Here is a 25,856-nt window from a genome sequence, read left to right as displayed (position 1 = left end):
GGGCTAACCCCGCTCCTTCGCCGGGCGCTGGGGGCGTGCCCGGCGCTCCTTGCGCAAGGCGACGTCGCTAGGCCACAGGGGTTGCAGCATGTGCCAGTCCGCGGGGTGCGCGGCGATATTTTCCGCAAAAATATCGGCCACGCGCTGCATGGTGGGCTGCATCTCTCCCACCTCTATTTCCTCGGACACGGAGAAGCCCCAGGAATCCTTTCCCTCAAACCAACAGTGCACCACGTGCAGCGCCGCACCGGTCTGCCGGCATAGTTCCACCGCGCCCACCGGCATGGTGGTGGTTTCCCCAAAAAACTCCACCTCCACGCCCCTGCGCTTAATATCGCGCTCGCCCAGGAGGCACACCACCTTCGCCTCCCCCAACGCCTCCTTGAGATGAGGGAAGGGCGGCGCGCCCCCGGACAGCGCAGAAATATCAAAGCCCAAACTCTCCCGGTACTCCACGAAGGCATCGAATAGGGCCTCCGGGCGCAGCCGCTCCGCCACCGTGACCACGGAACCAAAGGCGCTCACCGCGTACACTCCGGCCATATCCCAGTTTCCCGAATGGGGCAGCACCAGCACCACCCCCTTGCCCCGCGCTGCGGAGGCCTCCAGGTGCTCGCTCCCGCGCACAAAGCGGGCCAATCGCGCCCCCAGGGCGGCGTCGCGCGCCTGGGTGGGCAGCCTGAAGGTCTCCAACCAATATCGCGCGTAGGATCGCAGGGAATCCCGGACGAGATCCCTGGTGACGTTCTCCTGGCCCACCACGCGCGCTAGGTTACGGCGCAGATACTCCGCGCCCCGGCCGTGATCGCTGGCGATGTCCGCCCCCCGCTCAAAGAGCCACCGGGCCCAGGATTCCGGGAGGAAGCGCACCACCCGCCACCCCGCGAGGTAGCCCATCGTGCTGAGGTCCATACACCGCCCTTTCTGTCTCAAGCCTTGGAGGTACGTTAATGATCCCGCTCGGGGCGCGCTTCCTTCGACCCCGCCGGCGGCGCGGAAAGCTGGTTGGCCAGCGGGGATCGGGAGGCAATGCGCAGGCGCTGAATCACCGTGAACACCGAGCCTACCGCCAGAACCCAGATCGCAATGTCGATCGCGTAGGGCACGCCCATTCCCTGCAAACCGATGCCCACCAGGCCGATAATCAACCGCTCCGGGCGCTCGATCAACCCGCCCACCATGCGGAATCCGCTGGCCTCGCCCCTGGCTTTGACGTACGAGATCACCTGGGAGCACACCAACACCACCAGCGCCGCCGCCACCAGGGGCTGCGGGGCATCGTAGGAGTACACCAGCCACCAGATGATCGCGGCGAAGAGCGCGCCGTCGGTGATGCGATCGCAGGTGGCATCCAGGGTGGCGCCGTACTTGGTGCCACCGCCACGCATGCGCGCCATGGTGCCGTCGATCATATCCGTGGCGGCAAACACACCGGAGAGCACCGCCGCCCACACCAGGTGGCCCGTGGGGATCAGCACCACCGAGACCGCGATGGTAAGCAGGGCACCCGCGATGGTGATGGCGTTCGGGGAAAGCCCCGTGCGCAAGAGCGCCGAGGCCACCGGCTCTACGACCACCGCTGCGGGGCGTCGCCCGTACACGCTAAGCATGGGAATCCTCCTGGGTATTCTGCGCCGGGCTCTCGACGCCCTCGGCCGCGATCTCGGCCCAGCCCGCCGCCAGCAGCGCTCGGGTGTGCCGCAGTGTCTGCGGGAGCACCTTGGTGCCCGCCAAGACCGTCATGAAGTTGGCATCGCCGGCCCACCGGGGTACCACGTGCATGTGCAGGTGATCGCGCACCGAGCCTCCCGAGCCGTGGCCGAGGTTCAGGCCCACATTAATCCCCTGCGGGCGCGAGACCCGCTTGAGGGTGCGCACCGCCATCTGGGCGAAGGCCATCAGCTCCGCGCTCTCCGCCTCCGTGAGGGCCTCCAGATCCGCCACCTTGCGGTACGGCACCACCATCATGTGTCCGGCGTTATAGGGAAAGAGGTTGAGCAGGCAATACACGCTTTTACCCCGGGCCACGATGAGCCCCTCCTCATCGCTGCCCCGGGGGGCGGCCAGGAAGGGATCGGTGCCACCCTGCCCCTCGGCGTGCGACGCCCCGGGATTCTCCGCGCCCGTGGAGGCCACCGAGGCCACATAGTTCATGCGGTAGGGGGCCCAGAGGCGCTGGAGCCTATCCGGCTCCCCGGCCCCGGTATCCACCCAGGCGTCCTTATCGTCGTGCGGCAAGGCGTTCCTCATTCGGTTGATCGTTCCTGCGCTCGCCCACCCACGCGGCGATGAGTTCCACCGCCTCGGCCACCGGCACGCCGTTAATCTGGGAGCCGTCCAGGAACCGGAAGCTCACCGCCCCGGCCTCCACATCGCGGCCACCGGCCAGCAGCATGAACGGGATCTTGCCGGTGGTGTGGTTGCGGATCTTCTTTTGCATGCGGTCATCGGAGGCATCCACCTCCGCCCGAATGCCCCGGGCGCGCAGGGCCTCGGTGACCTCGCGCAGATGCGGCACGAACTCATCGGCCACCGGGATACCCACCACCTGCCGAGGGGCCAACCACGCGGGGAAAGCACCGGCATAGTGTTCCAGGAGCACGCCGAAGAACCTCTCGATGGAGCCAAAGAGCGCGCGGTGAATCATAATCGGGCGCTTCTTGGAGCCGTCCGGGGCGGTGTATTCCAGGTTGAACCGCTCGGGCAGGTTAAAGTCCAGCTGCACGGTGGACATCTGCCAGGTGCGCCCGATGGCGTCGCGGGCCTGCACCGAGATCTTCGGCCCATAGAACGCCGCCCCCGCCGGATCGGGCACCAGTTCCAGGCCGGACTTGGTGGCCACCTCGCGCAGAATGCCGGTGGCCCGCTCCCACACCTCGTCATCGCCCACGTACTTCTTGGGGTCCTTGGTGGACAGTTCCAGGTAGAAATCGTCCAGGCCGTAGTCCCGCAGCAGGGAGATGATGAACTCCAGCACATCGGTGAGTTCCCGCTCCAACTGCTCCTCGGTGCAGTAAATGTGCGCGTCGTCCTGGGTGAAGCCGCGGGCGCGGGTCAGCCCGTGCACCACGCCGGACTTTTCATAGCGATACACGGTGCCAAACTCGAAGAGCCGCAGGGGCAGTTCGCGGTAGGAGCGCCCCCGGGAGGCAAACACCAGGTTGTGCATGGGGCAGTTCATGGGCTTGACGTAGTAGTCCTGGCCCGGCTTGGTCTCCTGGCCCTCCGCGTTGTACTCCGCATCCAGTTGCATGGGGGGGAACATTCCCTCGGAGTACCAATCCAGGTGACCGGACTTTTTGAAGAGGTCTCCCTTGGTCACGTGCGGGGTGTTCACAAAGGAGTACCCGGCCGCCAGGTGACGCTGGCGGGAGTGCTCCTCCATGGCAAAACGCACGATCCCGCCGTCCGGGTGGAATACCGGGAAGCCGGAGCCGATCTCATCGGGGAAGCTAAACAAGTCCAGTTCCGCACCCAGGCGGCGGTGATCGCGCTTCTCCGCCTCCTCCAGCATGGTGCGGTACTCGTCCAGGGCCTCCTTGGACTCCCAGGCCGTGCCGTAAATGCGCTGCAAGCCGGCGTTATTCTGATCGCCTCGCCAATATGCCGCCGAGGTGCGCATGAGGGCGAAGGCCGGAATGTACTTGGTGGTGGGCACGTGCGGGCCGCGGCACAGGTCAAACCACTCCACCTCGCCGGTGCGGGGATTCACGTTGTCATAGGCGGTGAGTTCACCGGCGCCCACCTCGGCGGCCTCGTCCGAGTTTGGATCAACATTGCCCTTATCCTCGATGAGTTCGAGCTTGTAGGGCTCGGCGGCGAGGGCCTCCCGGGCCTCGTGCTGGGACTCCCACACCCGGCGCTCAAACCTCTGGCCGGACTTGATGATCTTCTTCATGCGCTTTTCCAGCGTGCGCAGATCCTCCGGGGTGAAGGGCTCGGCGGCGTCGAAGTCGTAATAAAAACCATTCTCGATGGCCGGGCCGATGCCCAGCTTGGTGCCGGGAAACTCCAGCTGCACGGCCTGGGCGAGCACGTGGGCGGCGGAGTGGCGGATCACAAAGCGCCCCTCCTCCGTGTTGGCCGGAACCAGGAAGAACTCGGTATCCGTTTCCGGGGCGTGGGAAAGATCGCGGAGATTCCCCTGCCGATCCTGGGCGCACACGATGGCCTCCGGCCCCTTGGTGGGAAGATCATGCTCCCGCATCGCCTTGCCCACCGGCACCCCGGCGGGGACAAGCAGGGACCTTTTCTCGGCAGAGTTCACCATGTATTCCGCGCTCCTTCTTGCGCTCGTGCGGGAGACGGCATACCGGGCCGCCCCCGCTGTTGTCTCAATCACTGCTGCCGGATCCGCCCTCGTTCTTTCCCCCGGTGCGCCACGGGCGTGCTCAGGGGTTCTAGGAACGGCACGGCAGTAATCCGCCCACAGCATACCCCGGCGGGGATCAAACCCCGGAATGAAGCGCCGGGGCGGCCCCGCCGCTCGGAAGCCCAGGGGAGGCACAGCGTCGGGGTACCCGAAGGCCATAGAAACAGTGCACCGCCGCGTTAGTCCAGCAGGTGCGCTCCCCAAAAATCTCCTCGCCCCTCCCCCGTGCCCGGCGGGATAAAGTACACGGCGGAGCCGATGTGGGTGATCCACTGGTTGAGTCGATCCGCCGCGTCTAGGCGCCGCTGGATCGGAGTGAACTGAACGGTGGGGTCTTTTTGAAAGCAGATGAAGATCTGCCCGGAGTTGGAGCGATCCTCCGCCCCCGGTTCGGGGGCCACATCCCAGTTATAGGGCCGCCGCAGGATCCGTTGCTCCGGGTGTTCTCGCGGCGGCACCGCGCGCGCCATGTGGCTATTGACGTCGATGGTGGGCAGCCCGTATTCATCGCGCGCCTGGAAGTCCGCGGCGGTGTGTTCCTCGCCGCCGGAGAGCGGGGCTCCGCTGTCGAGCGTGCGGCCCACCACCTCCTCGCGCGAGGTGCGGTCGAGCTTTTCCCACTCGTCCATGTGCATCTGGATTCGGCGCACCACCATCGCGGTGCCACCGCGCGCCCACTCCGGACCCTCGTCGATCCACACCTGATCTTGCAGTTCCTCCTCGCCGCGCGGGTTGACGGTGCCGTCCTTTTGCCCAAAGAGGTTGCGCTTTGTTTCCTCCGGCTTCCCGGCGGAGACAAAGCCCTGCTGCAACCACGCCACGTGGGCGTAGTCCGAGCCGGAGCGCACCATGTTGCGCATGGCGTGGGCCGCCACGAGGGGGTCTTCACTACAGATTTGCAGCACCAGGTCCGTCTGCCCCCAGCGCTCCTCCAGGCGATCTTGGGAGAACTCTGGAATGGGCGCCAGCCAGGAGGGACGTTGATCGGCCAGGCCCACTCGATCAAAAGCACCGGGCCCCAGGCCGCAGGTGATCGTCAACCGGGCGGGTTGGGTGGCCAGTTCCGGTTCCAGGCTGCCGCGCGGGGCCCGGCCGACGCAGAGTTCGCGGGCGTCCTGCGTCCACAGGGTGAGCAGCCGACGCAGATCGCGCCGATCCGCCCCCTCCACCAGATTGAAGGCCACCAGGTTCAGGTGGGCCTGCTCGGGCGTGGCAATGCCAGCCTGGTGGGGGCCGTCGAAAGGCACGGTCTCCGCTCCTGCGGTTCCCATACTCGCGGTCTCGGGCTCCCCCGCCTCCGTGGAACGGCACCCGGCCAGCGCTAATCCCCCGGCGGATAGGGAAAGGCCGGAAAGAAAGCCCCTGCGGCTCACCGAACTCATCGGTTCTTCCTCCTCCTCGCGCCCCTCGCGTGCGCGACTTTTTCGGTGCTAGTGCGCGTGATCCGCGTGTTCTCCGTGAGCCTGGTCCTCGTGGCCACCCTGGCCGTCAAGATCGCCGTAGTTCTCGTCGCCCGCGCCGATGCTGCGCACCGGAATGGGATCAAGCTCCACCTCGGAACCATCGCTCAGGGTGAGGGTCACGGTGATCTCATCACCGGCGGCCACGGGGTGCGCGTATCCCATCACCATCATGTGATCGCCGCCTGGTTGCAGCGCGTGGGTGCCGTGCGCGGGAACCTCAAAGCCCCCGGACTTCTCCCGCATCACGCCGTCTACCACCTCGTGCATTTGGTACTCCGCCTCGCCAAGGGAGGTGGTGAAGGACTCCACGGTGATGTCCTTATCCGTATCGTTAACGAGGGTGCCAAAGATACTGGTCATATCGTTGTCCTCCCCCTTGGCCTTCACCACGGCGTCGTCAAGCCGTACGCTCGGCGAGGAATCCGACGCCGTGGCGCTCGACGTCGCAGCACTCGACGCCGTGGATTGCTCATCGTTGCTTGAGCAGCCGGCCGCGAACAGCCCCAGGGCCAGCGCCATCGCGCCCGCACCGATCTTCATAGCCTTCATAATGGGTTACTCCTTATCAGGAAAGTGACGTTGCCGCGCCACGGCGACCACCACAACCGCCGCCATGGCCAGCACCCCCAGGGCACCGACGATCCACGCCAGGGGCCCGGAGAGAAGGGAAGAGTTCTCCTCCTGCTCGTTTTCTTCGCTTGCCGAAGCCCCCGCTTCCGCGTCCCCACCGGCCACGCTAAAGGTGGTCTTTCCCCTGGTGGCATGGCCATCCGAGGAGGTGATCTGGAAGCCCACGGTGTATTGCCCCGGGCCTGGGTTGACGTCCTCGGGCACGGTAACGCTGACGTCCTGCCCGTCGAGGGTGGGCTCCTGGGAGAACAGCACCTCATTGGTCTCGGTGTTGCTCACGGCCAGGGTATTAAAGGTGTCCTTGGGTATGCCGGAAAAAGTCAAGACGATCCCGCGGGGGAACTCCTCCACGGTGCCGCCGTCCTCCGGGGTGGCCGCGATCACGCTATCGTGAGCGCGCGCCGGTTCGGGATAGAGGGCACCCACCGCAGTCCAGGAGAACACCCCCGCCGCCGCGGCCAAGGCCGCCGTGCGGGAAACACGGGAACGAGCAATGCGCACCAATACTCACCTCATATTTTGTGCCGACATGGTTGGAGAACAGGATACCCGCACGCCCGTCAAACCCCGGAAAGGCAAGAACCAGGCGCGGCATCCTGCAGGAGGAGTCGGCGCGCCACGGTGGATAGTTCCGTGCCGGGACGTGCGGTGCATCACCTTCATCAAAGAAACCCGGAAACGAGAAAAACCCGCGCTATTTCCCGTAGCGCGGGTTCTTTTCTTAATCTTGTGGTGGTCCCAGCTGGGATCGAACCAGCGACCTTTCCGGTGTGAACGGAACGCTCTTCCACTGAGCCATGGGACCTTAAACTTGCTGTGCTCGCCGTGTGGCTTGCGAGGAATAAGTTAACACGGGGCCGATCACTCCACCTAATTTGCAGGTCATGCAGCATTTCCCGGTTCCACCCCAGCCACAGTCCGGCCGCCGCATCGCGCTGCCACCATCGGTTCCGCCTTCACTACGGGGCCGCCCCCACACCCAAGAGCCCGTACCCCGCGCGCATCTCCCGTCAAACAGGCGATTTGTTTCCCGGCCCTCCTCGGGATAAAATGTGTCATCGCACCACGGCGGAGCAGGGTTATACCCCTTGCTTTCGCGGAGGAGCAATGCGGATGTAGCGCAGTTGGTAGCGCATCACCTTGCCAAGGTGAGGGTCGCGAGTTCGAGTCTCGTCATCCGCTCCGGGTTATTTCCCTTATAGTGCTTGCGCGTTTAGCTCAGCGGGAGAGCGCTTCCCTGACACGGAAGAGGTCACTGGTTCGATCCCAGTATCGCGCACGGAGGAGTAATCCTCACGCGGATGTAGCGCAGTTGGTAGCGCATCACCTTGCCAAGGTGAGGGTCGCGAGTTCGAGTCTCGTCATCCGCTCCGGTACCACGTACCTGAGGCGGTCACGCCACGGTGGAATGGCCGAGTGGTGAGGCAACGGTCTGCAAAACCGTGCACACGGGTTCGATTCCCGTTTCCACCTCAAGAGTTAGCGCGTTTAGCTCAGCGGGAGAGCGCTTCCCTGACACGGAAGAGGTCACTGGTTCGATCCCAGTATCGCGCACGGAGGAGTAATCCTCACGCGGATGTAGCGCAGTTGGTAGCGCATCACCTTGCCAAGGTGAGGGTCGCGAGTTCGAGTCTCGTCATCCGCTCCGTTTTCTTTTCGGGGGAATCAGGGAAACCGTGCAAACATAGTGGGCATGGAATCCCTCCTTGGCCCCCAACTCCCCCTCTCCGTCCCGGAGAACCGAGCCATCGCCATTAGCACCCCCACCGGCAGCTGCACCCTGCACGGCACCTCGGGCGCGCTGGGCAATCCCACGGACGCCGCGCTGCTCGCTCGCTTGCGTCAGTGGTCGGACGCGGTTTTATGTGGTGCCTCCACCGTGCGCAGCGAGGATTACGCCGGAGTAGCGCTCTCCGCCGAGGCCGCCGAGCAGCGCCGGGGCGAGGGCCGCGCCCCGCTTCCGCCCATCGCCACCATGAGCGCCTCCCTCGATCTTGACCCCGCCAGCAGGTTCTTCACCCACGCGGACGTCTCGCCCCTGGTTTTTACCGTGCCGGATCATCGCGGCACTCCCCGAGCCCAGGCCCTACACCGCGCCGGGGCGCGCCTGTTCTTCCTCCCCAATCCGCGCCCCTCGCGAGTGCTCGCGGAGCTGCATCGCCTCGGCTATCCCCGCGTGGTCTGCGAGGGCGGCCCCAGCGTCTACGGGGAGTTGCTGAGCGCGCGGCTTATCGACGTCTTCCATCTCACCCTCGCGCCCTTTCTCACCTCCTCGGTGGAACGAGCACTCGTGAACGGTGACCCCGCCGAGCCTCAGCGCTGGCTGCTGGAACACACCTTTGCGCACCCGGATTCCACGATGTTTCTGCGCTATCGCCGCGCGGCCCCACACCCTTCTGATCCTGGCTGGGTACGATGATCGGGTGCCTGTTCTTCCGCGCGATCGCCTTTCTACCTCCTGGGTGGCGTCCTCTCCACTGACCTCGCAACGCCCGAGCACCTCACCGCGCGCGGATCGGCTGCTGCGCCCCATCGCGTGGCCGCTGGCCCTCCTCTCGATGATCCATCTGGTGTGTTTCCCGGCCGCCACCGGCACGGAGACGGACGATTTCACCACGGTGTACCGCGCCCTGTCCCGGTTCCTCGACGGCCAGGTGGTGTACAACGAGACTTATTCCCACGTAGACCCCCACTATCTCTACAACCCCGGCGCCACCGTGCTGCTTTCTCCCCTGGGCCTGGCCGGGGATCTTAGCGCCGCCCGCATGGGCTTCATCGTGGCCAACGCGCTGGCCATCATCGCCGCGCTCGGCCTGCTCACCCGCCTCTTTGGCTTTTCGCTTCGCAGCTGGATTTTCCCCGTCTCCGTCCTGGCGGCCTCCGCCACGGAGGCGGTGCGCAGCACCCTGATCTTCTCCAACATCAACGGCCTGCTATTCCTGGCGCTGGTGGCCTTCATGGCTCTGCTCCTGCGAGATCGGTTGTGGTGGGCGGGAGTGGTGCTGGGGCTGGCCATCGTGATTAAGCCCTTCTTCGCCCCGCTCCTCCTCCTGCCCCTGGTCAAGGCCCAGTGGCCCGCCATTATCTCCGCCATCGGACTCCCCGTGGCCTCAAATCTAGTGGCCTGGCCGATGATGAAGCAGCCAGAGCGCTACTTCACCGAGGTCACCCCCTACCTGAGCCAGGTACGCGATTACGCCAATGCCTCCTTAAGCGGCCAGGCGGTGTATTTTGCCATGCCGGGCGGGCTGCACACCGTCGCTTTTCTCCTCATCGCGGCCTGCGTGGCCATCAGCGTGGTGGTGCTGCTGCGGTGGCGCTATACCGATCCCCTGCTGTGGGTGGTTACCACCTCCACGGTGCTGCTCAGCGGGGTGTTCCTCCTCTCCTCTTTGGGCCAGAAGTATTATTCCCTGCTGCTCATTCCCCTCTTCTTCACCGCCGTCCAGACCCGCAGCGTGGCGCATCATTGGCTCACCTGGGTGGCCGCGTATCTGTTCTTCACCCCGCAGACCTTCGTCTCCGGGGGCTGGCACCGCGAATACGTGTTCACCACCGTCACCGCGCCCCTGGGGTGGGCGCTCCTGGTGTTCGCTATCACCGGCATCGTTATCGGCTGGTGGCGCTACGCCGAGCGCGGTGCCCAGCACGGCACACAACGCAGAACCCGCCACCGGGGGGTTCGGCCCCACGAGACGCGCAATGGGCCCCGCAATAAACGCCGTCCTCGGCGGGTTGTACAAAGGAACGTTGCACAAGGGGACGTTGCGCAAAGAAACCACGCCTCCCCCACCCAGCAAAGGAGATTCCACCCATGACTGATTTCAAGCTCATCACGGACGCCCAGTGGCGCGAACGCCTCAGCGCGGAGGAATACCGGGTGCTGCGCCAGGCGGGAACGGAGGCGCCCCACGTGGGCGAGTACACCTCCACCACCACGGAGGGCGTCTATTCCTGCAAGGCCTGCGGGGAGGAGTTATTCCGTTCCACGGAAAAGTTCGATTCCCACTGCGGCTGGCCCTCGTTCTTCTCCCCCAAGGACTCCGATCGCGTGATCGAGCGCGAGGATCACTCCCTGGGCATGACCCGCACCGAGGTTCTGTGTGCCTCCTGCGGCTCCCACCTCGGCCACGTCTTTGCCGGTGAGGGCTATGCCACCCCCACCGATCTGCGCTACTGCATTAATTCCATCTGCCTCACCCTGGAGGAAAAGCCGGTGGACTAAGCGCGTGGCCTACCGACGCCGCCTCACCCCTCCGTGGAGCCTCGCGCGGCGTCGGCAAGCATCCCGCTAGGCCAGGGCCGCCAGCAGTTCCTCAGCGTTATCCACGCGCCGCCCGCTGTAGAAGGGAATCTCCTCGCGAACGTGCAGGCGTGCCTCGGTGTAGCGCATCTTGTGCATGAGGTCCACGATCCTGTCCAGGGAACCCGCCTCGAAGGCCAGCATCCACTCGTAGTCGCCCAGGGCGAAGGCCGCCGTGGTGTTGGCGCGCACGTCCTTGAAGCCCGCCGCTGCGCGTCCGTGCTCGGCCAGAATGCGGCGTCGATCGGCGGGATCGAGGACGTACCAGTCGTAGGATCGCACGAAGGGGTACACCGTCATCCAGCGCTCCGCCTCCTCGCCCATGATGAAGGAGGGCAGGTGGGACTTGTTGAACTCCGAGGGGCGGTGCAGGCCGTTGCCACACCACACCAGCTCGGATACCTGCCCCAGGGTGGTCTCCCGGCGGAAGGCGTTGAGCGCGGCCTGGAGGTGTTCAAACTCCTCGGCGTGCCACCACACCATGAAATCCGCGTCCGCCTTGATCCCGGAGGTAAGGTACACGCCGCGCACGGTGACGTTCCCCTCCCCGGCGAGGCGATCGAGGAAATCCTGCACCTGGGTGGCGTGCTCGGCGCGATCCCCGCCTAGCGCGCCGGGGGCGGTGCGGAATACCGCCCACTGGGTGTAACGCTGTACTTTGTTCAGTTCCTCCAGGTCAAGCTCTGCCATGATCCTGTGGCCTTCCTTTCTCTTTTCGACCCTCTCTTGGGGCCTCTACGAGGCTCAAAGACACGTACCACCCCATCATAAGTTGTAGGCACCGCCCGCGGAGAACGGACCCTTCCTCGGCGCGCCTCCACGGCAAGCACCCCCTTGATGTCTACCTTGGTGAGCGTGACCGATTCCGATTCCTCCTCGACGCCGCACACGCAGCAGTCCCCGCAGCCTCGCGCGCTGCGATCGCCAGGCCCCTCGAACCCGGCCGATGCGCAGCACGACCCCGAGGCCTGGCCCGCCGCTTTTTCCGCCGCGGTGGAATCCATGCACGCCGCGCGGCTGCGCCCCGAGCTTTCCCTGGGCACGATTCGCCCCCCGCAGCGCCTGGCGCCCTATAGCCACGCCATCGGCCTCGAAGTGGAGCACGGCGAGGCAGAGGTGGTGCCCCGCGATTCCGAAGGGGATGCCTTTGGTCGGCTCATCGTTCTGCACGATCCCAAGGCCGAGGACGCCTGGGAAGGTTCCATGCGCCTGGTGGCCTACATCCAGGCCGACATGGATGACGAGGTAGCCGCCGATCCCCTCTTGCCCGAGGTGGCGTGGCAGTGGCTCACCGAGGGATTGGGCAACCATGATGCCGCGCACAGCAACCTGGGTGGCACCGTGACCTCTACCTCCTCCGTGCGGTACGGGGACATCGGCGGGCCGCCGCGCGCCTACCAGTTGGAATTACGCGCCTCCTGGACCGCTAGTTCGGACAACCTCGCCCCGCACGTCCAGGCCTTCGCAGAGGTCTTGGCCCACGTGGCCGGGCTCCCCCCGGAGGGGATCACCGAGCTATCTCGCTCGCGCGCCACCCATGAGCGCTAGCCCGCTGCTCACCCCGCGCGAGGGCACCCCGCCTCTCTCCGACACCCCGGAGGACTTCGCCCGCGCGGCCGCCGCCCTCGCGCGGGGTCGCGGCCCCTTCGCCGTGGACACCGAGCGCGCCTCGGCCTACCGCTACGACGATCGCGCGTTCCTGCTCCAGGTGCGCCGCCGGGGCGCGGGCACCTTTCTCTTTGCCCCCGAGGGCTACCGCTCCGAACTCAGCGCGGCCCTGGTTCCCGTGCTCAACGGGGCCGAGTGGGTGCTCCACGCCGCCGCCTCCGATCTGCCCAGCCTCCTTGCTTTGGGCCTGCGCCCGGGGCGGCTCTTTGACACGGAGCTCGCCAGCCGCCTCGCCGGATTCGCCAGGGTCAACCTGGCGGCCATGACGGAGGAACTCTGCGGCTACGCCCTGGCCAAGGGGCACGGGGCGGAGGATTGGTCCACCACTCCCCTGCCCGCAGAATGGCTCACCTACGCCGCGCTGGACGTGGAAACCCTCCTCGACCTCGCGGACGCCCTCGCGGAGATCCTCGATTCCCAGGGAAAACTCCCCTGGCTGGAGCAGGATTGCGCCGCGCTCATCGCCGCCACCGCGCTCCCCGAGCGGCGATGGACGGCGCTCAAGGGGCTGGGCCGCCTGCGCCGCCCGGCCGACCTCGCCCACGCCCGCGCGCTGTGGGAGGCCCGCGAGGAACTGGCCGCGCGTCACGACGCCGCCCCCGGCACCCTCCTGCCCGATAAGGTACTGCTGGCCATCGCCTCCGATCCGCCCGCCCGCGCGGGCCACCTGTGGCAGGTGCCCGGCTACTCGCGCCGCTGCGACAAACATAGCCAGGCATGGATGCGGGCGCTGCGGCGGGTGCGGGATCTCGACCCCGCTCAGTACCCCGAGGCCCCCGCGCCCGCGCGGATACCCTCGCATTCGCGCTGGCCGCAGGTGGCGCCCCAGGCGGCGGCCGCCCTGGCAAAAGCCAAGGAGGCCTTCCGGTTGTTCTCGGAAGAGACGGGAACCCCCGTGGAAAACCTCCTGCGCCCCAAGATCCTGCGGCGGGTGATCTGGGACGCAGTGGAGGAGCGGCGGCTGCACGATGCCGCCGATCTCCGCGCGGAGCTCGAACAGCGCGGAGCCCGCCCCTGGCAGCGGGATCTCAGCGCCGCGCTGCTGGGGCCGGTGCTGTGGGATTTAGCGGTCTGATTCCTCGCCGGAGGGTTCCGGGAAAAGGCTCGCCAACCAATCCTTCGTGCTCGCCTCGATCGAGGCGGCATCCAGCCCCACTTCGCGCAGCAACTCGCTGCGGGAGGCGTGCGCGGGAAAAATATCGGGGAAAGCCAGGTGGCGCACGGGGGTGTCCACCTCCGCGGCGGCCAGGGCCTCGCTGATCTGCGCCCCGATCCCGCCCCGGATCACCCCGTCCTCCACGGTCACCACCAGGTCATGATCCCCCGCCAGCGCGATCACGGAGCCGGGAATCGGGGAGACCCAGCGCGGATCCACCACGGTCACCCCCACCCCCTCGGCGGCCAGGGCATCCGCCGCCGCCACGACCTCGCCCGCGAGCGCCCCGATGCTCACCATGAGCACGTCCACGCCCTCGGCCTCCCCGGTAGCCCCGGCGGCGTCGCTATAGCGCAGCACCTCCACCCCATCGGCCAGCGCCCCCACCGCAGGAATCGGCTCGGGCAACTCCCCCTTGGGAAAGCGCACCACGGTGGGGCCGTCCTCCACGGCCAGGGCCTCGTGGAAAAGGGCGGCCAGCTGTTCCCCATCGCGGGGCGCGGCCACCGCCAAGCCCGGGACGATGGAGGCGATGGCCAGATCCCAGACTCCGTTGTGGCTGGGGCCATCGGAGCCGGTCACGCCCGAGCGATCCAGCACCAGGGTCACCGGCTGGCGAAGGAGCCCCACGTCCATGAGCAGCTGGTCAAAGGCCCGGTTGAGAAAAGTGGAATACAGGGCTACCACCGGGTGCAGGCCCCCCAGGGCCAGGCCGGCCGCGGAGGTCAGGGCGTGCTGCTCCGCAATGCCCACGTCAAAAAAGCGCTCCGGGTACCTCTCCCCGAAGGCGGCCAGGCCCGTGGGCCCCGCCATCGCGGCGGTGATCGCCACGATGTCCTCGCGCCGCGCCCCGGCTTCAAGCAGTTCCCGGGAAAAAACCGAGGTCCAGCTCGGCCCCTTGGCCGCCCCCACCGCCCGACCGGTGGCCGGGTCGATCACGCCGGTGGAGTGCATGAGGTCGGCAGATTCCGTGGCCGCCGGGGCGTATCCACGGCCCTTCTCCGTCACCACGTGAACGATGATCGGCCCCTCGTAATCCCGGGCGTATTCTAGAACGTTGCTCAGAGCCTTGAGATTATGCCCGTTCACCGGCCCCACGTACTTCATGCCCAGTTCGGGGAACATCTCCGTGGGCAGCACGGAGGATTTCACCCCCTCCTTGAAGGCGTGCAGGGCCTCAAAGGCCCGCTCCCCCACCCAGCCCAGGGATTTGAGGGTGCTCTTGCCTTGCTCCATCACTCGATCATAGGTGCGCATCATGCGAAGTTCCGCGAGATTCTCCGCAAAACCGCCGATGGTGGGGGAATAACTACGCCCGTTATCGTTGACCACGATCACCACGTTGCGGGTCTTGTCCGCGGCGATATTATTCAGTGCCTCCCAGCACATGCCGCCGGTCATGGCACCGTCACCCACCACTGCCACCACGCTGCGCTGTGCCTCCCCACGCAACTGGAAGGCCTTGGAAAGCCCATCGGCGTAGGACAGCGCCGCCGAGGCATGAGAGGACTCCGTCCAATCGTGCTCGCTTTCCCCCCGATCGGTGTAGCCGGATAAGCCTCCCTTTTTGCGCAGGGTATCAAACTGATCCCGCCGCCCCGTGAGGATCTTGTGCACGTAGGACTGGTGCGAGGTGTCAAAGATGAGGGGGTCACGGGGGGAATCAAACACCCGGTGCAGGGCAACGGTGAGTTCTACCACCCCCAGGTTGGGGCCAAGGTGCCCGCCCGTGGCGGAAACCTTGGTGACCAGGAAGTCCCTCATTTCCTGGCACAGTTGCTCTAGTTGATCGGCTTCCAGCGCCTTTAGGTCTGCGGGTGACGATATTTCACGGAGAATATCCATCAGTCTGCTCGGCTCCTTCCGCCTCACACCGGCGATTAGCGTTTGTTCTACTTTACCCCCGGTTGCTCCCCTGGAACGATCAGGGCCAGCACTTCGCTGTGATGGGTTCCGGGGAAGGCATTAATCAGTTCCATCTTCTCCACCCGGTAGCCGTTCTCTCCCCACGCACGCACATCTCGGGCGAAGGTAGCCGGATCGCAACCGATGTGGATGACCGCCTGCGGCCCCGCCTGAGCGATGCCGCGCACCACCTCGGCACCGGCCCCGGTGCGCGGCGGATCGAGCACCACCGCCTGCGGGGCGGGAAGCGTGCCCAGGCAGCGCTCCACCCGGGAGCCGCGCACCACCACATCGTAGGGTTCCAGGCAGGCCTGCGGGGTGGCGGTGGCGGCGTGGGAAGCATCGACGGAATAAATCCGTGCCCGCTCCCCCAGGGCCGCGGCGAGCGGGGGCACAAAAAGACCCACCCCGCCGTAGAGATCCCACGCCACCGCCGGGGAGGGAGACTCGCCCAGCGCCTCCCCCAGCCACCGCGTGATCCTAGAACCATAGGCCTCCGGAGCGCGGCGGTGCACCTGCCAAAAAGCGGTTACCGGGAAGCGGAAGGTGTGCCCCGCCACGGTGTGCCTTACCTCGGGGGTACCCTCAAGCGTCTTTTCTATGTTCTCCGTGCGCCGCCCCCGCGAGGCCCGCCGGGTTTCCACCACGTGCCGCTGGGCATCGTCGCCCATCACCGCGACCACTTCCGCCCCCGGGCGAAATCCCCGTGCCCCCTCGCCCACCAGGCCGTCAAGCAGGCCCGGCACCGGCTGGGAGCAGGAAACCTCCGTGATGAGATCGTGGGAGGCTAATCGACGCACCCCGGCCCGCCCTTGGGCATTCACGCCCAGCCGGGTGCGGGTGCGCCACCGGGTGTCCGGCTCTAGCGCGGTGGTAGCGATCGTGTCCACCCGTATCCCGCCGATGCGGGAGAGTTGATCGCGCAGCACGGACTCCTTGATCTGCATCTCCGCCTGCGGGGTCAGTGGGGCGAAGTCGCAGCAGCCCGCACCTAGCTCGGCGGCCGCGCACCGCGAGGCAGCGCGCAGGGGCGAGGGCTCCACGATCCGCTCGGCGTGGCCGCTCAGGAAGGAACGCTTAGCCTTGGTGATGCGCGCATCCACGGTATCCCCGGGGAAGCCCCCGGCCACGAACACTATGCGCCCATCGACGGTGCCGATCCCCTCGCCACCGTGAGCCATGCGGTCAATGCGCACGCGCAGGGTTGATGCTTCCTTATCCGTCATCTTCCGGGGACTCCTTGCTATCGGGGAATTGTGCCGCCACGGCGGCGTCGGCACGGCGCACCATGATGATGGTCAGCACGGTAACCACGCCCGTGAGCGGCCAGCCCATGAGCATCCTGGCCACGGCCAAGTCCGTGGTGGAAAAGTCCTCATAGAGCACCTTTTGCACCACAAAGCGGGAGAAGAACACCACGGCCCAGCCCGCCGTGGCCCAGGCATAGGCGCGGCGCGCCGGGGCCACGGAGCGCCAGGCCATGCCCTCGCCGTTGATCCCCTTCCACATCAGCCCCACCAGGGGCCAGCGCACCGCAATCGAGACGAGAGCCGCAATGCCAAACACCAACGAGGCCCAGATCCCGTAGAGGAAGTACCCCTTGGCGTCCCCGATCCACCACGCGATCGCCGCGCAGATTCCCACGCCGATGAGCCCGGAGATGGCGGGTTGCAGGGATTCCTTGCGCAGCAGGCGCCACACGAAGATGAGCAGGGCCACACCCAGGGCCGCCAGCAACGCAGGGGTCAACCCCCATAGCGTGTTGACCGGCACCAGCACCAGCACCGGGAGCGTGGAGGATACCAGCCCGGTCAATCCCCCCATTCGCTCCAGGAGGGTAGGTTCCGGTCTGGGGGTTGTTGTCTGATCTTCCACGAATGCTTAGGCCTTCTGCTGATTGTCCTGCTCGGCACGCTGTTTCATGGCCTGGTTAACCTGATCCACGAGCTGTTTGGGCAGAGCCACGGGCAGGGAGTTCCCCGCCAAGATGGGCTGCTCCCCGCGATACACAAAGGTGCGGGCAGCCAGTTCACGGCCCAGGGTGGCGAGGTCATCGGCGGCCTCCAGCGGCCCGGCGAGGGTGAAGCGCAGCATCCAGCGCGGGCCGTCCACGCCGATGAGACGGATGGCCCCGGCGGAGCCGCGCGTGACCACCTCACGCCCCCAGGGGCCGTCCTCCACCTCGGGTTCGAGGCCGTCACCGCGCATCTGATCCACAATCTCCGTCACGGCCTGGCGCCACTGGCTGCCCGAGCGCGGGGCGGCGAAGGCCACGGGGGTGATGCGGCCATAGCGGGTGACCACGTGCAGCATGCGGGGGCCCTGCTCGCCCATCTCCACCTGCACCTGGGACTCGCTGGGCAGCGGGAGTTTGAGGGAGCCGAGGTTGAGGATTCCCCCGGCGAAATCGGAGAAGTCAAAGTCCTCGATGTTGACGGAGTCTCCGTCGAAGGGGCCGGTGTCCCCGTTAATGGCATCATGCCAGGAGGTAGAAAAACCCTCTCCGGCGGCGGGCTCTTCTGCCTGGGTGGTGGCCTCCGTGGAGGCGGGGACGTGTTGCACCTCGGGGTTCTCAGTGCCAGACGCCGCCACGGCGGTACCGGCCTGCTCCTCTTCCTTGGGGGTGTCCTTATCCTTCTTACCAAACGGCCACAGAGCCATGTGGGGGTCACGTCCTTTCTTCACGAAGATCGCGGGGATCTTGGGGTATGGGATTCTGGCTTTTTCAGTCCCAGGATAGCGATACCAGCAGCGTGGAGCGCTACGGGGAGAGAGTTTTAATCAATACCCGTGGAACCATACCCGCCCGCGCCACGATCCGTCTCGTCCAAATCCGCTACTTCCTCAAACTCCGGCAGCTCCACGCGCTGCACCAGCAGCTGCGCGATCCTGGTGCCTCGTTGAATGTGTATCGTCTCGCGCGGATCGAGGTTAATCAGGCAGACCTTGACCTCACCGCGGTAGGCGGCGTCGATAGTCCCCGGGCTATTGACGATGCTCAGGCCCTGCCGCGCCGCCAGCCCCGAGCGCGGGTGTACCAGGCCGACGGTGCCATGCGGCAGCGCAAGGGCGATGCCCGTGCCCACGATGGCGCGCTCCCCCGGGGCCAGATCCACGGACTCGGCGGCGTAGAGATCCGCTCCCGCATCGCCGGGAAAAGCCCTCGTGGGCAGCGGAAGTTCAGGATCAAGGCGTTTGATTTTGATTGCTTCAAGGGGATTCACACGCCCCACCCTACGGCCTCGAGCACCGCTTGGGCTTAACGACGCCCCGACGGGCCGCAACACCGGCGCGGGGACGGCGCGGCGATGCCGTAGGATAGAAAGCCGTGACTGACTCCGCTTCCCCCGCACGCACTGTTCTCTACCGGGAACGCCAGTGGGTGCCGCTGTACTGGTGGCTCCTCGCGTTCGGTTTGGTGGCCCTGGTGACCGCCCAGTTAGCGCACAATCGCTCTACCGCGTGGCTGGTGGCCCCCGCCATTATCCTCTCCGTGCTGGCGGTATGGCTGCTGCTGTGGCTATCCTCCACCGTGATCCAGGTGGAACGGGACGCTCAGGGAGTGCGCTGGCTGCTCGCAGGCGGAGCGATCCTGCCGCATCACGTGGTGGATCGCAGCCTAGCGGTTCCCGCTACCGCCAAGCGCAACGCGATGGGACACCAGCTCGATCCGGCGGCCTTCGTGGTCTCGCACGGGTGGGTACCGGAGATGGTGATGATCGTTCTCGACGACCCCGATGACCCCACCCCCTATTGGCTCATCGGGTCGAAGAACCCCGAGGCCCTGCTGGCGGCCTTTACCCAGGGTGAATAACCTCCCCCTGTCCCGCAGGTAACCTGACAAAATATGGAGTTGCTCGCTTACCTCTCCCCACTCACCGGAGTTCTCCTTATCATCGCCGTCACCCAGGCGATGTGCTCGGCCATTGAGCGCGGCAATCTTCCCCGCCAATCCCTCGTGGGGTTGCGCACCACGGCCACCCAGTCCTCCGATCAGGCGTGGGAGGCAGGACACCTGGCGGCGCTCCCCGCCCTGCGAGCCTCGGTGAAAAGCGCGTACATCATGCTTGCGTTAGCGGCGCTCAGCGCGATCTTCTTCCTCACCGCAGGCACAAACCTCACCCCCCGAGTACCTGCTTATCCCCACGATGGGTGGCCTGATCGTTCCGGCCGTGGTGATGGTGTACGCGGCCCGCGTGGCCGACCAGGCGGCGCGGGCCCTCGGTTCTTCTACCCCCTAAAGTCCCCTCTTAGTGCCCCTTATGCGCAATCCTGGCAGATGATCGAGCCATCATCCTCCACGTGGGAGATGCGGTTCTTGCGCTGCACCAGGAAGCAACTGGAACAGGTGAACTCATCGGACTGGCGCGGAACCACGGTAACGTTCAGTTCCTCGCCGCTGAGGTCCATCGTGGGCAGCTCGAAGGAGTCGATAATCTCCCCGTCCTCGTTCATCGAGGAGTTTTCCGCTTCTGCGGCCTTGATCCCCTCTAAGGAATCGGTTTCAAGATCATCTTCGGCCCTGCGTCGCGGGGCGTCATAATCGGTTGCCATGCGGTTCACCTCTGGCGTCGTCGTTGTGCCACGCCAGTTCACTCCCGGCCGCCCGTGACGTGCAGAAAATGCGCAAGCACGCAACCTCACGGGCCCAAGCGTTGAACTGGCATTGTGTTCTTGGAGGCGCATATTAAACCACGCGGACAGCCCTGTCATATCCGCAGGCTAACTGCGATTTTCCGCCCCCTTAGCCGCCCAGGCGCTCCCCGGCCCCGGCGGCGTCGAGAAGCCTCCCGATCTCCGCCGCGATCCCGGGGGCGGCCGCGAGCGTGCGGCGGAACTCCTCGCCCGGCACGGACAAGGCCGGCGTCTCCACCACGGCCCCGGCCTCCTGGGCGATGAGCGAGCCCGCCGCGTAATCCCAGCAGTGGATCCCGTGCTCGTAATAGGCGTCCGCGTGCCCCTCCGCCACCGCACACAGATCCAGCGCGGCGGAACCCAGGCGGCGAATATCGCGCACCTGCGGCAGGATCGCGCACAGGGCCTTCGCTTGTTGTTCGCGGCGCGCGGCGCTATAGGAAAACCCCGTGGCTACCAGGGCCCGGGCGGCTTCCTCCACGCTCGAGGCGTGCAGTTCCTCCTCGCTATCCCCGCGCAGTACCTGCGCCCCCTGCCCGCGTGCGGCGCGATAAAGCGAGCCATCGGCCACGTTGATTACGGCCCCGGCCACCACGTGTCCGTCGATGGCTGCGGCCAGGGATACCGCGTAACGCGGAATGCCGTAGAGGAAGTTGACGGTGCCGTCGATGGGGTCAATGATCCAGGACACTCCCGTGGTGGATCGCCGCGCGGAGCCCTCCTCCGCGATGATTCCATCGCCGGGCCGCCGTTCCAGGAGCGTTTCCACCAGGAATTCTTCCGCCATCGTGTCCACCACGGTCACCGGGTCCACTGCGGAACTCTTGGTCAGGGTGTAGGGGCGCACATCGCCCAGTTCCTCCCTCTTTTCCTCGATGGCGCTGGCGGCCATGCAGACCAACCCCTCAGCGAGGTCACGCAATGAGATCAGTTCCTGTTGCTCCATCATGCGCCCCATTGTGCCGATTTTGTACACTGCAATGCTATGAGCAGCATCGGATTTGGTATTGACGTGGGGGGTTCCGGGGTCAAGGGGGCCCGCGTGAACCTGGAGAGCAGCGAGTTCGCCTCCGAGCGCATCAAGATCCTCACCCCCCAGCCAGCCACGCCCGAGGCCGTGGCCGAGGTGGCCGCGCGGATCGTTGAACAGGCCGGGTGGACGGGGCCGGTGGGCATCACCGTTCCGGGGATCGTGCGCGATCAGGTGGTGGAAAGCGCCGCCAACATCGACCCCTCCTGGGTGGGGGTCAACGCCCAAGAACTCTTCTCTCGCCACCTCGGCGGGCGCACCGTGACCGTGCTGAATGACGCCGATGCTGCGGGCCTCGCCGAGGTCACCTACGGCATTCCCGAGGCCGCCACCGGCCCCGTCATCTTCCTCACCCTGGGCACGGGGATCGGTTCCGCCATTCTTATCGACGGCCGCCTCTACCCCAACAGCGAACTCGGACACCTGGAGGTCGATGGCAAGGAGGCCGAGCACCGCGCCTCCTCGGCCGTCAAGGAGCGCAAGGACTTGAGCTACAAGCAGTGGGCCAAGCAGGTGGACAAGGTGCTGCGCACCTACGAGGCGCTATTTTCCCCCTCTCTCTTCATCGTGGGCGGGGGCATCTCCCGCAAATCCGAGAAGTGGATTCCGCTCCTTAGCTGCCGCACGAAGGTGCTTCCCGCCCGGCTTCTCAATACCGCAGGTATTGTGGGGGCGGCTATGGCCGTGGAGCGGGTATCCACTCCGTAGCGCATTACCTGCTAAACTGTGCGGTTGTCTATCGTAGCCCCGTGTTGTAATAGGGCCACGCACCAAGCACAGCGAGAGCACCCGGAATCCATGCCGGAGTTCTCGCGAGTATCATCCTTGGATGGTTGAGGAAGCATAAGCAAGTCGAAAGGGCGTACGTGGTAGCCACCACTACTTCAGGAAACTCCGGTGCGGGAGAAAACGAGGCTCACCAGCCCGTATCCTCCACCGCCTCCGCGAAAAAGACTGCAAAAAAGACCGCGCGCAAAGCCGCCCGCAAGGCCGCCCCCCGCACAGCCATGACGGCCGCCCCGGAGGCTTCCGCGCCCTCGTCGGCGCCGAAGAGTCCCGCCGCCACGGGTTCCGCCGAGGCGACGGAGTCCGCTGCGACGCCGCCCGCGAAGAAAACCACGAAGAAAGTGGCCAAAAAGTCTGCGAAAAAGACCGCGCGGAAGGCCACCAAGAGCACCGCGAAAGAGACGGCCAAGAAAACCACGCGCAAGTCTGCGGCGAAAAAGGCCCCTTCCCGCGCCAAGAAGGTAAAGGAAGAGACCCCGGCTCCCGTGGAGGAGGATGAGACCCTCACCGAGGAGGAACTCACCCCCCAGGACGAGGATCAGGACTTCGATCCCGGCCTCGACGAAGAGGACGAGGACTTCGCGGACGTCGAGGACATTAACGATGTGGAGGACTCCGAGGCCTCCGACGATGCCACCGAGGACGAGGAGGAAGCGGACGAAGGTTCCTCCGTGTGGGACGAGGACGAGTCCGCCGCGCTACGCCAGGCCCGCAAGGACGCCGAACTCACGGCCTCCGCAGATTCCGTGCGCGCCTACCTCAAGCAGATCGGCAAGGTGGCGCTGCTCAACGCCGAGCAGGAGGTCTCCCTGGCCAAGCGGATCGAGGCGGGGCTCTACGCCACCTACCGCATGGAGCAGATGGACGAGGCCTTTGCCGCCGGGGATAAGGACGCCAAACTCACCCCCGCCGTCAAGCGCGATCTGCGTTCCATCGCCCGCGACGGCCGCAAGGCCAAGAATCACCTGCTGGAGGCCAACCTGCGCCTGGTGGTCTCCCTGGCCAAGCGCTACACCGGGCGCGGCATGGCCTTCCTGGACCTCATTCAGGAGGGCAACCTGGGCTTGATCCGCGCGGTGGAGAAGTTCGATTACACCAAGGGGTACAAGTTCTCCACCTACGCCACCTGGTGGATCCGCCAGGCCATCACCCGCGCCATGGCGGATCAGGCGCGCACCATTCGCATTCCCGTGCACATGGTGGAGGTCATCAACAAACTTGGCCGCATTCAGCGCGAGTTATTGCAGGATCTGGGCCGCGAGCCCACCCCGCAGGAACTGGCCAAGGAAATGGATATCACCGAGGAGAAGGTGCTGGAGATCCAGCAGTACGCGCGCGAGCCCATCTCCCTGGATCAGACCATCGGTGATGAGGGCGATAGCCAATTGGGTGACTTCATCGAGGACTCCGAGGCCGTGATCGCCGTCGATGCCATCTCCTTCACCCTGCTTCAGGATCAGCTCCAGGACGTGCTGCATACCCTCTCCGACCGCGAGGCCGGGGTGGTCAAACTACGCTTTGGCCTTACCGACGGCATGCCGCGCACTTTAGACGAGATCGGCCAGGTCTACGGGGTGACCCGGGAGCGCATCCGCCAGATCGAGTCCAAGACCATGTCCAAGTTGCGTCACCCCTCGCGCTCCCAGGTGCTGCGGGACTACCTGGACTAATCCCCTCCCCACGGGGCAAGCAAAGGCCCTCGCCGCACCGATCATCATGCCGGTGCAGCGAGGGCCCTTTCTGCGTTCAAGAATCGTTTAACGGCGAGACCTAGCGGCCAATCGCCCCGTCAATCACCTCCGCGATGCACTGATCTTGCTCGAAACCCGCAGGGTACTTCTCGGAGCAGTCAACAATATCGGGGCTGTATCGGACGAAAAATATCACGCCCACGATGGTGATGATCAGGCTGATAGTGAACGCCACCCCGGACATCACCAGGCCCGCCACGGACATGCCCATGCGGCGGCCCTCCGTGGTGTTTTTCTTAGCCTTGCGCACGGCCAGCGCGCCCACGATGATGCCCGCCAGGCCCACCAGCAGAGGGGGAAACAGCAAAAACAGAGAAAGCAGGGAGGCAATACCCAGTCCCAGCGACCACGAGGCCAGGGGGTTCTTCTCCACCGCCGCGGCCGTCCACCCCTCGTCAGGCTCCGTGGAGGTATGCGGCACCTGCACCAGGGCGGGAACGTCCGCCTCCTCCCCCGGCTTCGCATCGCCCTTAGCAGGTTCCTTGGTGGCGGCCGTGCCCTGCTGAGCCTGCTGCGCCGCGGCAGCCTTTTTCGCCTCTTCCTCCTCCGGGGTGGGAATCCGGGGGGCCTTTTCCACCGCCGTCTTTCCCTCGGCGGCGGCCTGCTCCAATCCCGGCCAGGCCGCAGGCGCAGCCTTCTTCTTCCCCTCGGGCTTCTCCCCCTCGCCGGGGGACTCAGACTGCCCCGGGGCGTCCATCGGCACGGCGATCAGGGGAGCCGAGGAATCCTCGGGCTTCTTCTCCGAGGCATCCGAACTTTCCGGGGTTTCCGGCTTCTTGGCGTAGGGGTTCTTCTCCGAGGAGGTCATCAACTTATCCTTTCGCAGGCTATGCGCATCTATGGGAAAACCTTAACACTCCTGCGGTGCCTGCTCACCACGTCCGCGCTCCGGCTGCCACTGCTGCGGCAGCCCCTCTTTGCCGTAGCTCAGCCTCCGGTGCAAGGCCTCCAGTGGGCCTGGCTTCCCGGCGCGCTCCAGGGCCACCGCCGCCAGCAACGTGAGCGCCCACACGCCCACCGCGATGAGGGACTTCCCCGCCGCTCCCATTCCCTCCGCCAGGTTGGCGGTAAAGGGCAACACCAGGAGGAAGAACAGCACGGACTGGGCCACGTAGCCGGACATGGATCGCTTGCCCAGTGCCACGAGGGCAGAAATGATCGGGCTCATGGTGCCCTCACTGTGCAGGCGCCGCTGCGCGGGTTGCACGATCAGGGCGATGGCGGCCACCAGGCCCGGCCCGGTGAGGAAGCCTAATGCCTGGTTGAGGGCGTAGAGAGGCTGTGCCCAGGAGGCGGGGAGCACGCCGATCTCTGCGAGTCCCCAGGGTAGGCCCACGAGGAGGATGAAGGCGGCCGCGATGGCGGCCCAGATGGTGAGGGCGCGGCGGTGCGCGGGGACGTCATGCAGCATGAGCGTGCGAGCCATGAGGAGGCCCACGATCATGGCCGGAAGGAGGGTGAGGAGCAAAATCGGGCTCATCATGGCGATGGATACGAGCGTCAGGGCACCTCGCCCCAGGTACTCCAGGTAGTCTTCGGCGCCACCCGCTCCGCCCATGTCCACCAGACTGAACAAAAACGTCACAATCGCTCCCACGATCCACAGCCCGGCCGCGATTCTCTTGAGGTTTTTATTCCCCACCGCGATCAGCCCTGCGAGGGCAAGGCCGCAGATTCCGTAGCTGAACATAATGTCTCCGTAGAAGAGGAACACCGTGTGAATGGTCCCAAAGAGCACCAACCACCCGTAGCGGCGCAGGAGAACCACCTGGGCGTTCTTGCGCGGATAGCCTCGCCGCAGCAGGCTCAGGGAGATCATGCCCACGCCAAAGCCCAGCAGGGTGGCAAACATGGGCAGGCCCCGCACGTGAATGAACATCGTGCCAAAGACCACGGCGATCTTATCCGCCAGGGAGCCCTCCCGCACTCCGCCGATGCTCTCCGCCATCATGCCCTCGTGCGCGGGCGCCCACGCGGTGACCACGTTGGCGAGCGCGATGAAAAGCAGCATGAGGCCCCTGGCTACGTCGGGGGCAAGGAATCTCGTGGATACCGCGTGGGTGTTTTTCTGCGTCGCGGGCCGGGCCTGCTGCGTCATGGCGTCCTTTCTGAGGAAAAGCAACGGGGTTACCACAGTGATCCCTCATGGTAACTTCC

General features: G+C 65.9%; 25 protein-coding genes and 7 tRNA genes. 14 read left to right on the top strand and 18 right to left on the bottom strand.

What is annotated here, in order from left to right; all coding sequences use genetic code 11:
* Positions 1 to 3 precede the first annotated feature (3 nt).
* The 8 genes from Cocul_RS02880 to Cocul_RS02845 all read right to left on the bottom strand — a co-directional run bounded on the left by Cocul_RS02880 (position 4) and on the right by Cocul_RS02845 (position 7,270).
* Positions 4 to 912, bottom strand: coding sequence for a phosphatidylinositol mannoside acyltransferase (locus Cocul_RS02880; protein ID WP_055121780.1), 909 nt, complete (start codon positions 910 to 912; stop codon positions 4 to 6).
* A gap of 35 nt (positions 913 to 947) precedes the next feature.
* On the bottom strand, positions 948 to 1,610 hold the full coding sequence (gene pgsA / locus Cocul_RS02875) for a phosphatidylinositol phosphate synthase (protein WP_055121779.1): 663 nt from the start codon (positions 1,608 to 1,610) through the stop codon (positions 948 to 950).
* The gene (locus Cocul_RS02870) at positions 1,603 to 2,250 is read right to left on the bottom strand and encodes an HIT family protein (RefSeq protein ID WP_055121778.1); all 648 of its coding nucleotides are present in this window, start codon (positions 2,248 to 2,250) and stop codon (positions 1,603 to 1,605) included. The genes pgsA and Cocul_RS02870 overlap by 8 nt, the downstream gene beginning before the upstream one ends.
* The gene (thrS, locus tag Cocul_RS02865; RefSeq protein ID WP_055121777.1) at positions 2,222 to 4,270 is read right to left on the bottom strand and encodes a threonine--tRNA ligase; all 2,049 of its coding nucleotides are present in this window, start codon (positions 4,268 to 4,270) and stop codon (positions 2,222 to 2,224) included. Before thrS ends, Cocul_RS02870 begins: the two co-directional genes overlap by 29 nt.
* 281 nt (positions 4,271 to 4,551) lie before the next feature.
* Positions 4,552 to 5,754 carry a Dyp-type peroxidase gene (locus Cocul_RS02860; protein WP_055121776.1) on the bottom strand — a complete coding sequence of 401 codons (1,203 nt, stop codon included), beginning with the start codon at positions 5,752 to 5,754 and terminating at the stop codon, positions 4,552 to 4,554.
* A gap of 48 nt (positions 5,755 to 5,802) precedes the next feature.
* Entirely contained in the window at positions 5,803 to 6,384 is a 582-nt protein-coding gene (locus Cocul_RS02855) for a copper chaperone PCu(A)C (protein WP_055121775.1), read from the bottom strand.
* 6 nt (positions 6,385 to 6,390) lie between these two features.
* Positions 6,391 to 6,966 carry a copper resistance CopC family protein gene (locus Cocul_RS02850; protein ID WP_245622078.1) on the bottom strand — a complete coding sequence of 192 codons (576 nt, stop codon included), beginning with the start codon at positions 6,964 to 6,966 and terminating at the stop codon, positions 6,391 to 6,393.
* A 229-nt stretch (positions 6,967 to 7,195) separates the two neighbouring features.
* Positions 7,196 to 7,270, bottom strand: a tRNA-Val gene (locus Cocul_RS02845).
* A gap of 304 nt (positions 7,271 to 7,574) precedes the next feature.
* On the opposite strand from Cocul_RS02845, the gene Cocul_RS02840 reads away from it, so the two are divergent.
* The 9 genes from Cocul_RS02840 to msrB all read left to right on the top strand — a co-directional run bounded on the left by Cocul_RS02840 (position 7,575) and on the right by msrB (position 10,690).
* A tRNA-Gly gene (locus tag Cocul_RS02840) sits at positions 7,575 to 7,647 on the top strand.
* A 25-nt stretch (positions 7,648 to 7,672) separates the two neighbouring features.
* Positions 7,673 to 7,744 (top strand) — tRNA-Val (locus tag Cocul_RS02835).
* 18 nt (positions 7,745 to 7,762) lie between these two features.
* A tRNA-Gly gene (locus Cocul_RS02830) sits at positions 7,763 to 7,835 on the top strand.
* A gap of 32 nt (positions 7,836 to 7,867) precedes the next feature.
* A tRNA-Cys gene (locus tag Cocul_RS02825) sits at positions 7,868 to 7,938 on the top strand.
* Positions 7,939 to 7,947: 9 nt separating this feature from the next.
* A tRNA-Val gene (locus Cocul_RS02820) sits at positions 7,948 to 8,019 on the top strand.
* A gap of 18 nt (positions 8,020 to 8,037) precedes the next feature.
* A tRNA-Gly gene (locus tag Cocul_RS02815) sits at positions 8,038 to 8,110 on the top strand.
* 48 nt (positions 8,111 to 8,158) lie between these two features.
* Positions 8,159 to 8,884 carry a pyrimidine reductase family protein gene (locus tag Cocul_RS02810; protein WP_150114320.1) on the top strand — a complete coding sequence of 242 codons (726 nt, stop codon included), beginning with the start codon at positions 8,159 to 8,161 and terminating at the stop codon, positions 8,882 to 8,884.
* Between the two features lie 4 nt (positions 8,885 to 8,888).
* Positions 8,889 to 10,283, top strand: coding sequence for a glycosyltransferase family 87 protein (locus Cocul_RS02805; RefSeq protein ID WP_069723546.1), 1,395 nt, complete (start codon positions 8,889 to 8,891; stop codon positions 10,281 to 10,283).
* Complete coding sequence (msrB, locus tag Cocul_RS02800; RefSeq protein ID WP_055121773.1) at positions 10,280 to 10,690, top strand: peptide-methionine (R)-S-oxide reductase MsrB; 411 nt, start codon at positions 10,280 to 10,282, stop codon at positions 10,688 to 10,690. The genes Cocul_RS02805 and msrB overlap by 4 nt, the downstream gene beginning before the upstream one ends.
* A gap of 66 nt (positions 10,691 to 10,756) precedes the next feature.
* Here the strand turns inward: msrB and hemQ are convergent, their stop codons facing one another.
* Positions 10,757 to 11,458, bottom strand: coding sequence for a hydrogen peroxide-dependent heme synthase (hemQ, locus tag Cocul_RS02795; RefSeq protein ID WP_055121772.1), 702 nt, complete (start codon positions 11,456 to 11,458; stop codon positions 10,757 to 10,759).
* Positions 11,459 to 11,605: 147 nt separating this feature from the next.
* On the opposite strand from hemQ, the gene Cocul_RS02790 reads away from it, so the two are divergent.
* The gene (locus Cocul_RS02790) at positions 11,606 to 12,316 is read left to right on the top strand and encodes a DUF3000 domain-containing protein (RefSeq protein WP_082422122.1); all 711 of its coding nucleotides are present in this window, start codon (positions 11,606 to 11,608) and stop codon (positions 12,314 to 12,316) included.
* Entirely contained in the window at positions 12,306 to 13,511 is a 1,206-nt protein-coding gene (locus Cocul_RS02785; RefSeq protein WP_055121771.1) for an HRDC domain-containing protein, read from the top strand. Before Cocul_RS02790 ends, Cocul_RS02785 begins: the two co-directional genes overlap by 11 nt.
* On the opposite strand, the gene dxs is transcribed toward Cocul_RS02785, so the two are convergent.
* From dxs to dut, 5 genes are all read right to left on the bottom strand, one after another.
* On the bottom strand, positions 13,500 to 15,437 hold the full coding sequence (gene dxs / locus Cocul_RS02780) for a 1-deoxy-D-xylulose-5-phosphate synthase (protein WP_055121770.1): 1,938 nt from the start codon (positions 15,435 to 15,437) through the stop codon (positions 13,500 to 13,502). The genes Cocul_RS02785 and dxs overlap by 12 nt on opposite strands.
* Positions 15,438 to 15,484: 47 nt before the next feature.
* Positions 15,485 to 16,723 carry a class I SAM-dependent RNA methyltransferase gene (locus Cocul_RS02775; protein WP_055121769.1) on the bottom strand — a complete coding sequence of 413 codons (1,239 nt, stop codon included), beginning with the start codon at positions 16,721 to 16,723 and terminating at the stop codon, positions 15,485 to 15,487.
* A complete protein-coding gene (locus Cocul_RS02770; RefSeq protein ID WP_055121768.1) occupies positions 16,713 to 17,372 on the bottom strand; it encodes a DUF3159 domain-containing protein in 660 nt (219 codons plus the stop codon). Before Cocul_RS02770 ends, Cocul_RS02775 begins: the two co-directional genes overlap by 11 nt.
* Before the next feature lie 6 nt (positions 17,373 to 17,378).
* Positions 17,379 to 18,158, bottom strand: coding sequence for a DUF3710 domain-containing protein (locus Cocul_RS02765; RefSeq protein WP_055121767.1), 780 nt, complete (start codon positions 18,156 to 18,158; stop codon positions 17,379 to 17,381).
* Between the two features lie 116 nt (positions 18,159 to 18,274).
* Positions 18,275 to 18,721 (bottom strand): dUTP diphosphatase, encoded by a 447-nt coding sequence (dut, locus tag Cocul_RS02760; protein ID WP_082422120.1) that lies wholly within the window; start codon positions 18,719 to 18,721, stop codon positions 18,275 to 18,277.
* 104 nt (positions 18,722 to 18,825) lie between these two features.
* Here dut and Cocul_RS02755 point away from each other — a divergent pair, with 104 nt between their 5' ends.
* On the top strand, positions 18,826 to 19,311 hold the full coding sequence (locus Cocul_RS02755; protein ID WP_055121765.1) for a DUF3093 domain-containing protein: 486 nt from the start codon (positions 18,826 to 18,828) through the stop codon (positions 19,309 to 19,311).
* A 446-nt stretch (positions 19,312 to 19,757) separates the two neighbouring features.
* Here Cocul_RS02755 and Cocul_RS02750 read toward each other — a convergent pair whose 3' ends face one another.
* Both Cocul_RS02750 and Cocul_RS02745 read right to left on the bottom strand, forming a co-directional pair.
* Positions 19,758 to 20,051, bottom strand: a complete 294-nt coding sequence (locus Cocul_RS02750; RefSeq protein WP_055121764.1) for a DUF4193 domain-containing protein — start codon at positions 20,049 to 20,051, stop codon at positions 19,758 to 19,760.
* Between the two features lie 190 nt (positions 20,052 to 20,241).
* Positions 20,242 to 21,078, bottom strand: coding sequence for an inositol monophosphatase family protein (locus tag Cocul_RS02745; protein ID WP_082422148.1), 837 nt, complete (start codon positions 21,076 to 21,078; stop codon positions 20,242 to 20,244).
* Between the two features lie 39 nt (positions 21,079 to 21,117).
* Between Cocul_RS02745 and ppgK the strand changes: the two genes are divergently transcribed.
* Complete coding sequence (gene ppgK / locus Cocul_RS02740; RefSeq protein WP_055121763.1) at positions 21,118 to 21,870, top strand: polyphosphate--glucose phosphotransferase; 753 nt, start codon at positions 21,118 to 21,120, stop codon at positions 21,868 to 21,870.
* 158 nt (positions 21,871 to 22,028) lie between these two features.
* Positions 22,029 to 23,618 (top strand): RNA polymerase sigma factor, encoded by a 1,590-nt coding sequence (locus Cocul_RS02735; RefSeq protein WP_055121762.1) that lies wholly within the window; start codon positions 22,029 to 22,031, stop codon positions 23,616 to 23,618.
* A 100-nt stretch (positions 23,619 to 23,718) separates the two neighbouring features.
* Here Cocul_RS02735 and Cocul_RS02730 read toward each other — a convergent pair whose 3' ends face one another.
* Positions 23,719 to 24,507: a DUF4190 domain-containing protein gene (locus tag Cocul_RS02730; RefSeq protein ID WP_055121761.1), complete on the bottom strand. Its 789-nt coding sequence runs from the start codon at positions 24,505 to 24,507 to the stop codon at positions 23,719 to 23,721.
* 42 nt (positions 24,508 to 24,549) lie between these two features.
* Positions 24,550 to 25,797 carry a DUF418 domain-containing protein gene (locus Cocul_RS02725; RefSeq protein ID WP_055121760.1) on the bottom strand — a complete coding sequence of 416 codons (1,248 nt, stop codon included), beginning with the start codon at positions 25,795 to 25,797 and terminating at the stop codon, positions 24,550 to 24,552.
* Between the last annotated feature and the right edge of the window lie 59 nt (positions 25,798 to 25,856).

The organism is Corynebacterium oculi (genome assembly GCF_001412105.1).
Lineage (GTDB): Bacteria > Actinomycetota > Actinomycetes > Mycobacteriales > Mycobacteriaceae > Corynebacterium > Corynebacterium oculi.
The sequence above is the reverse complement of the archived record's forward strand: the minus strand, read 5'-3'. Positions and strand labels throughout refer to the sequence as shown.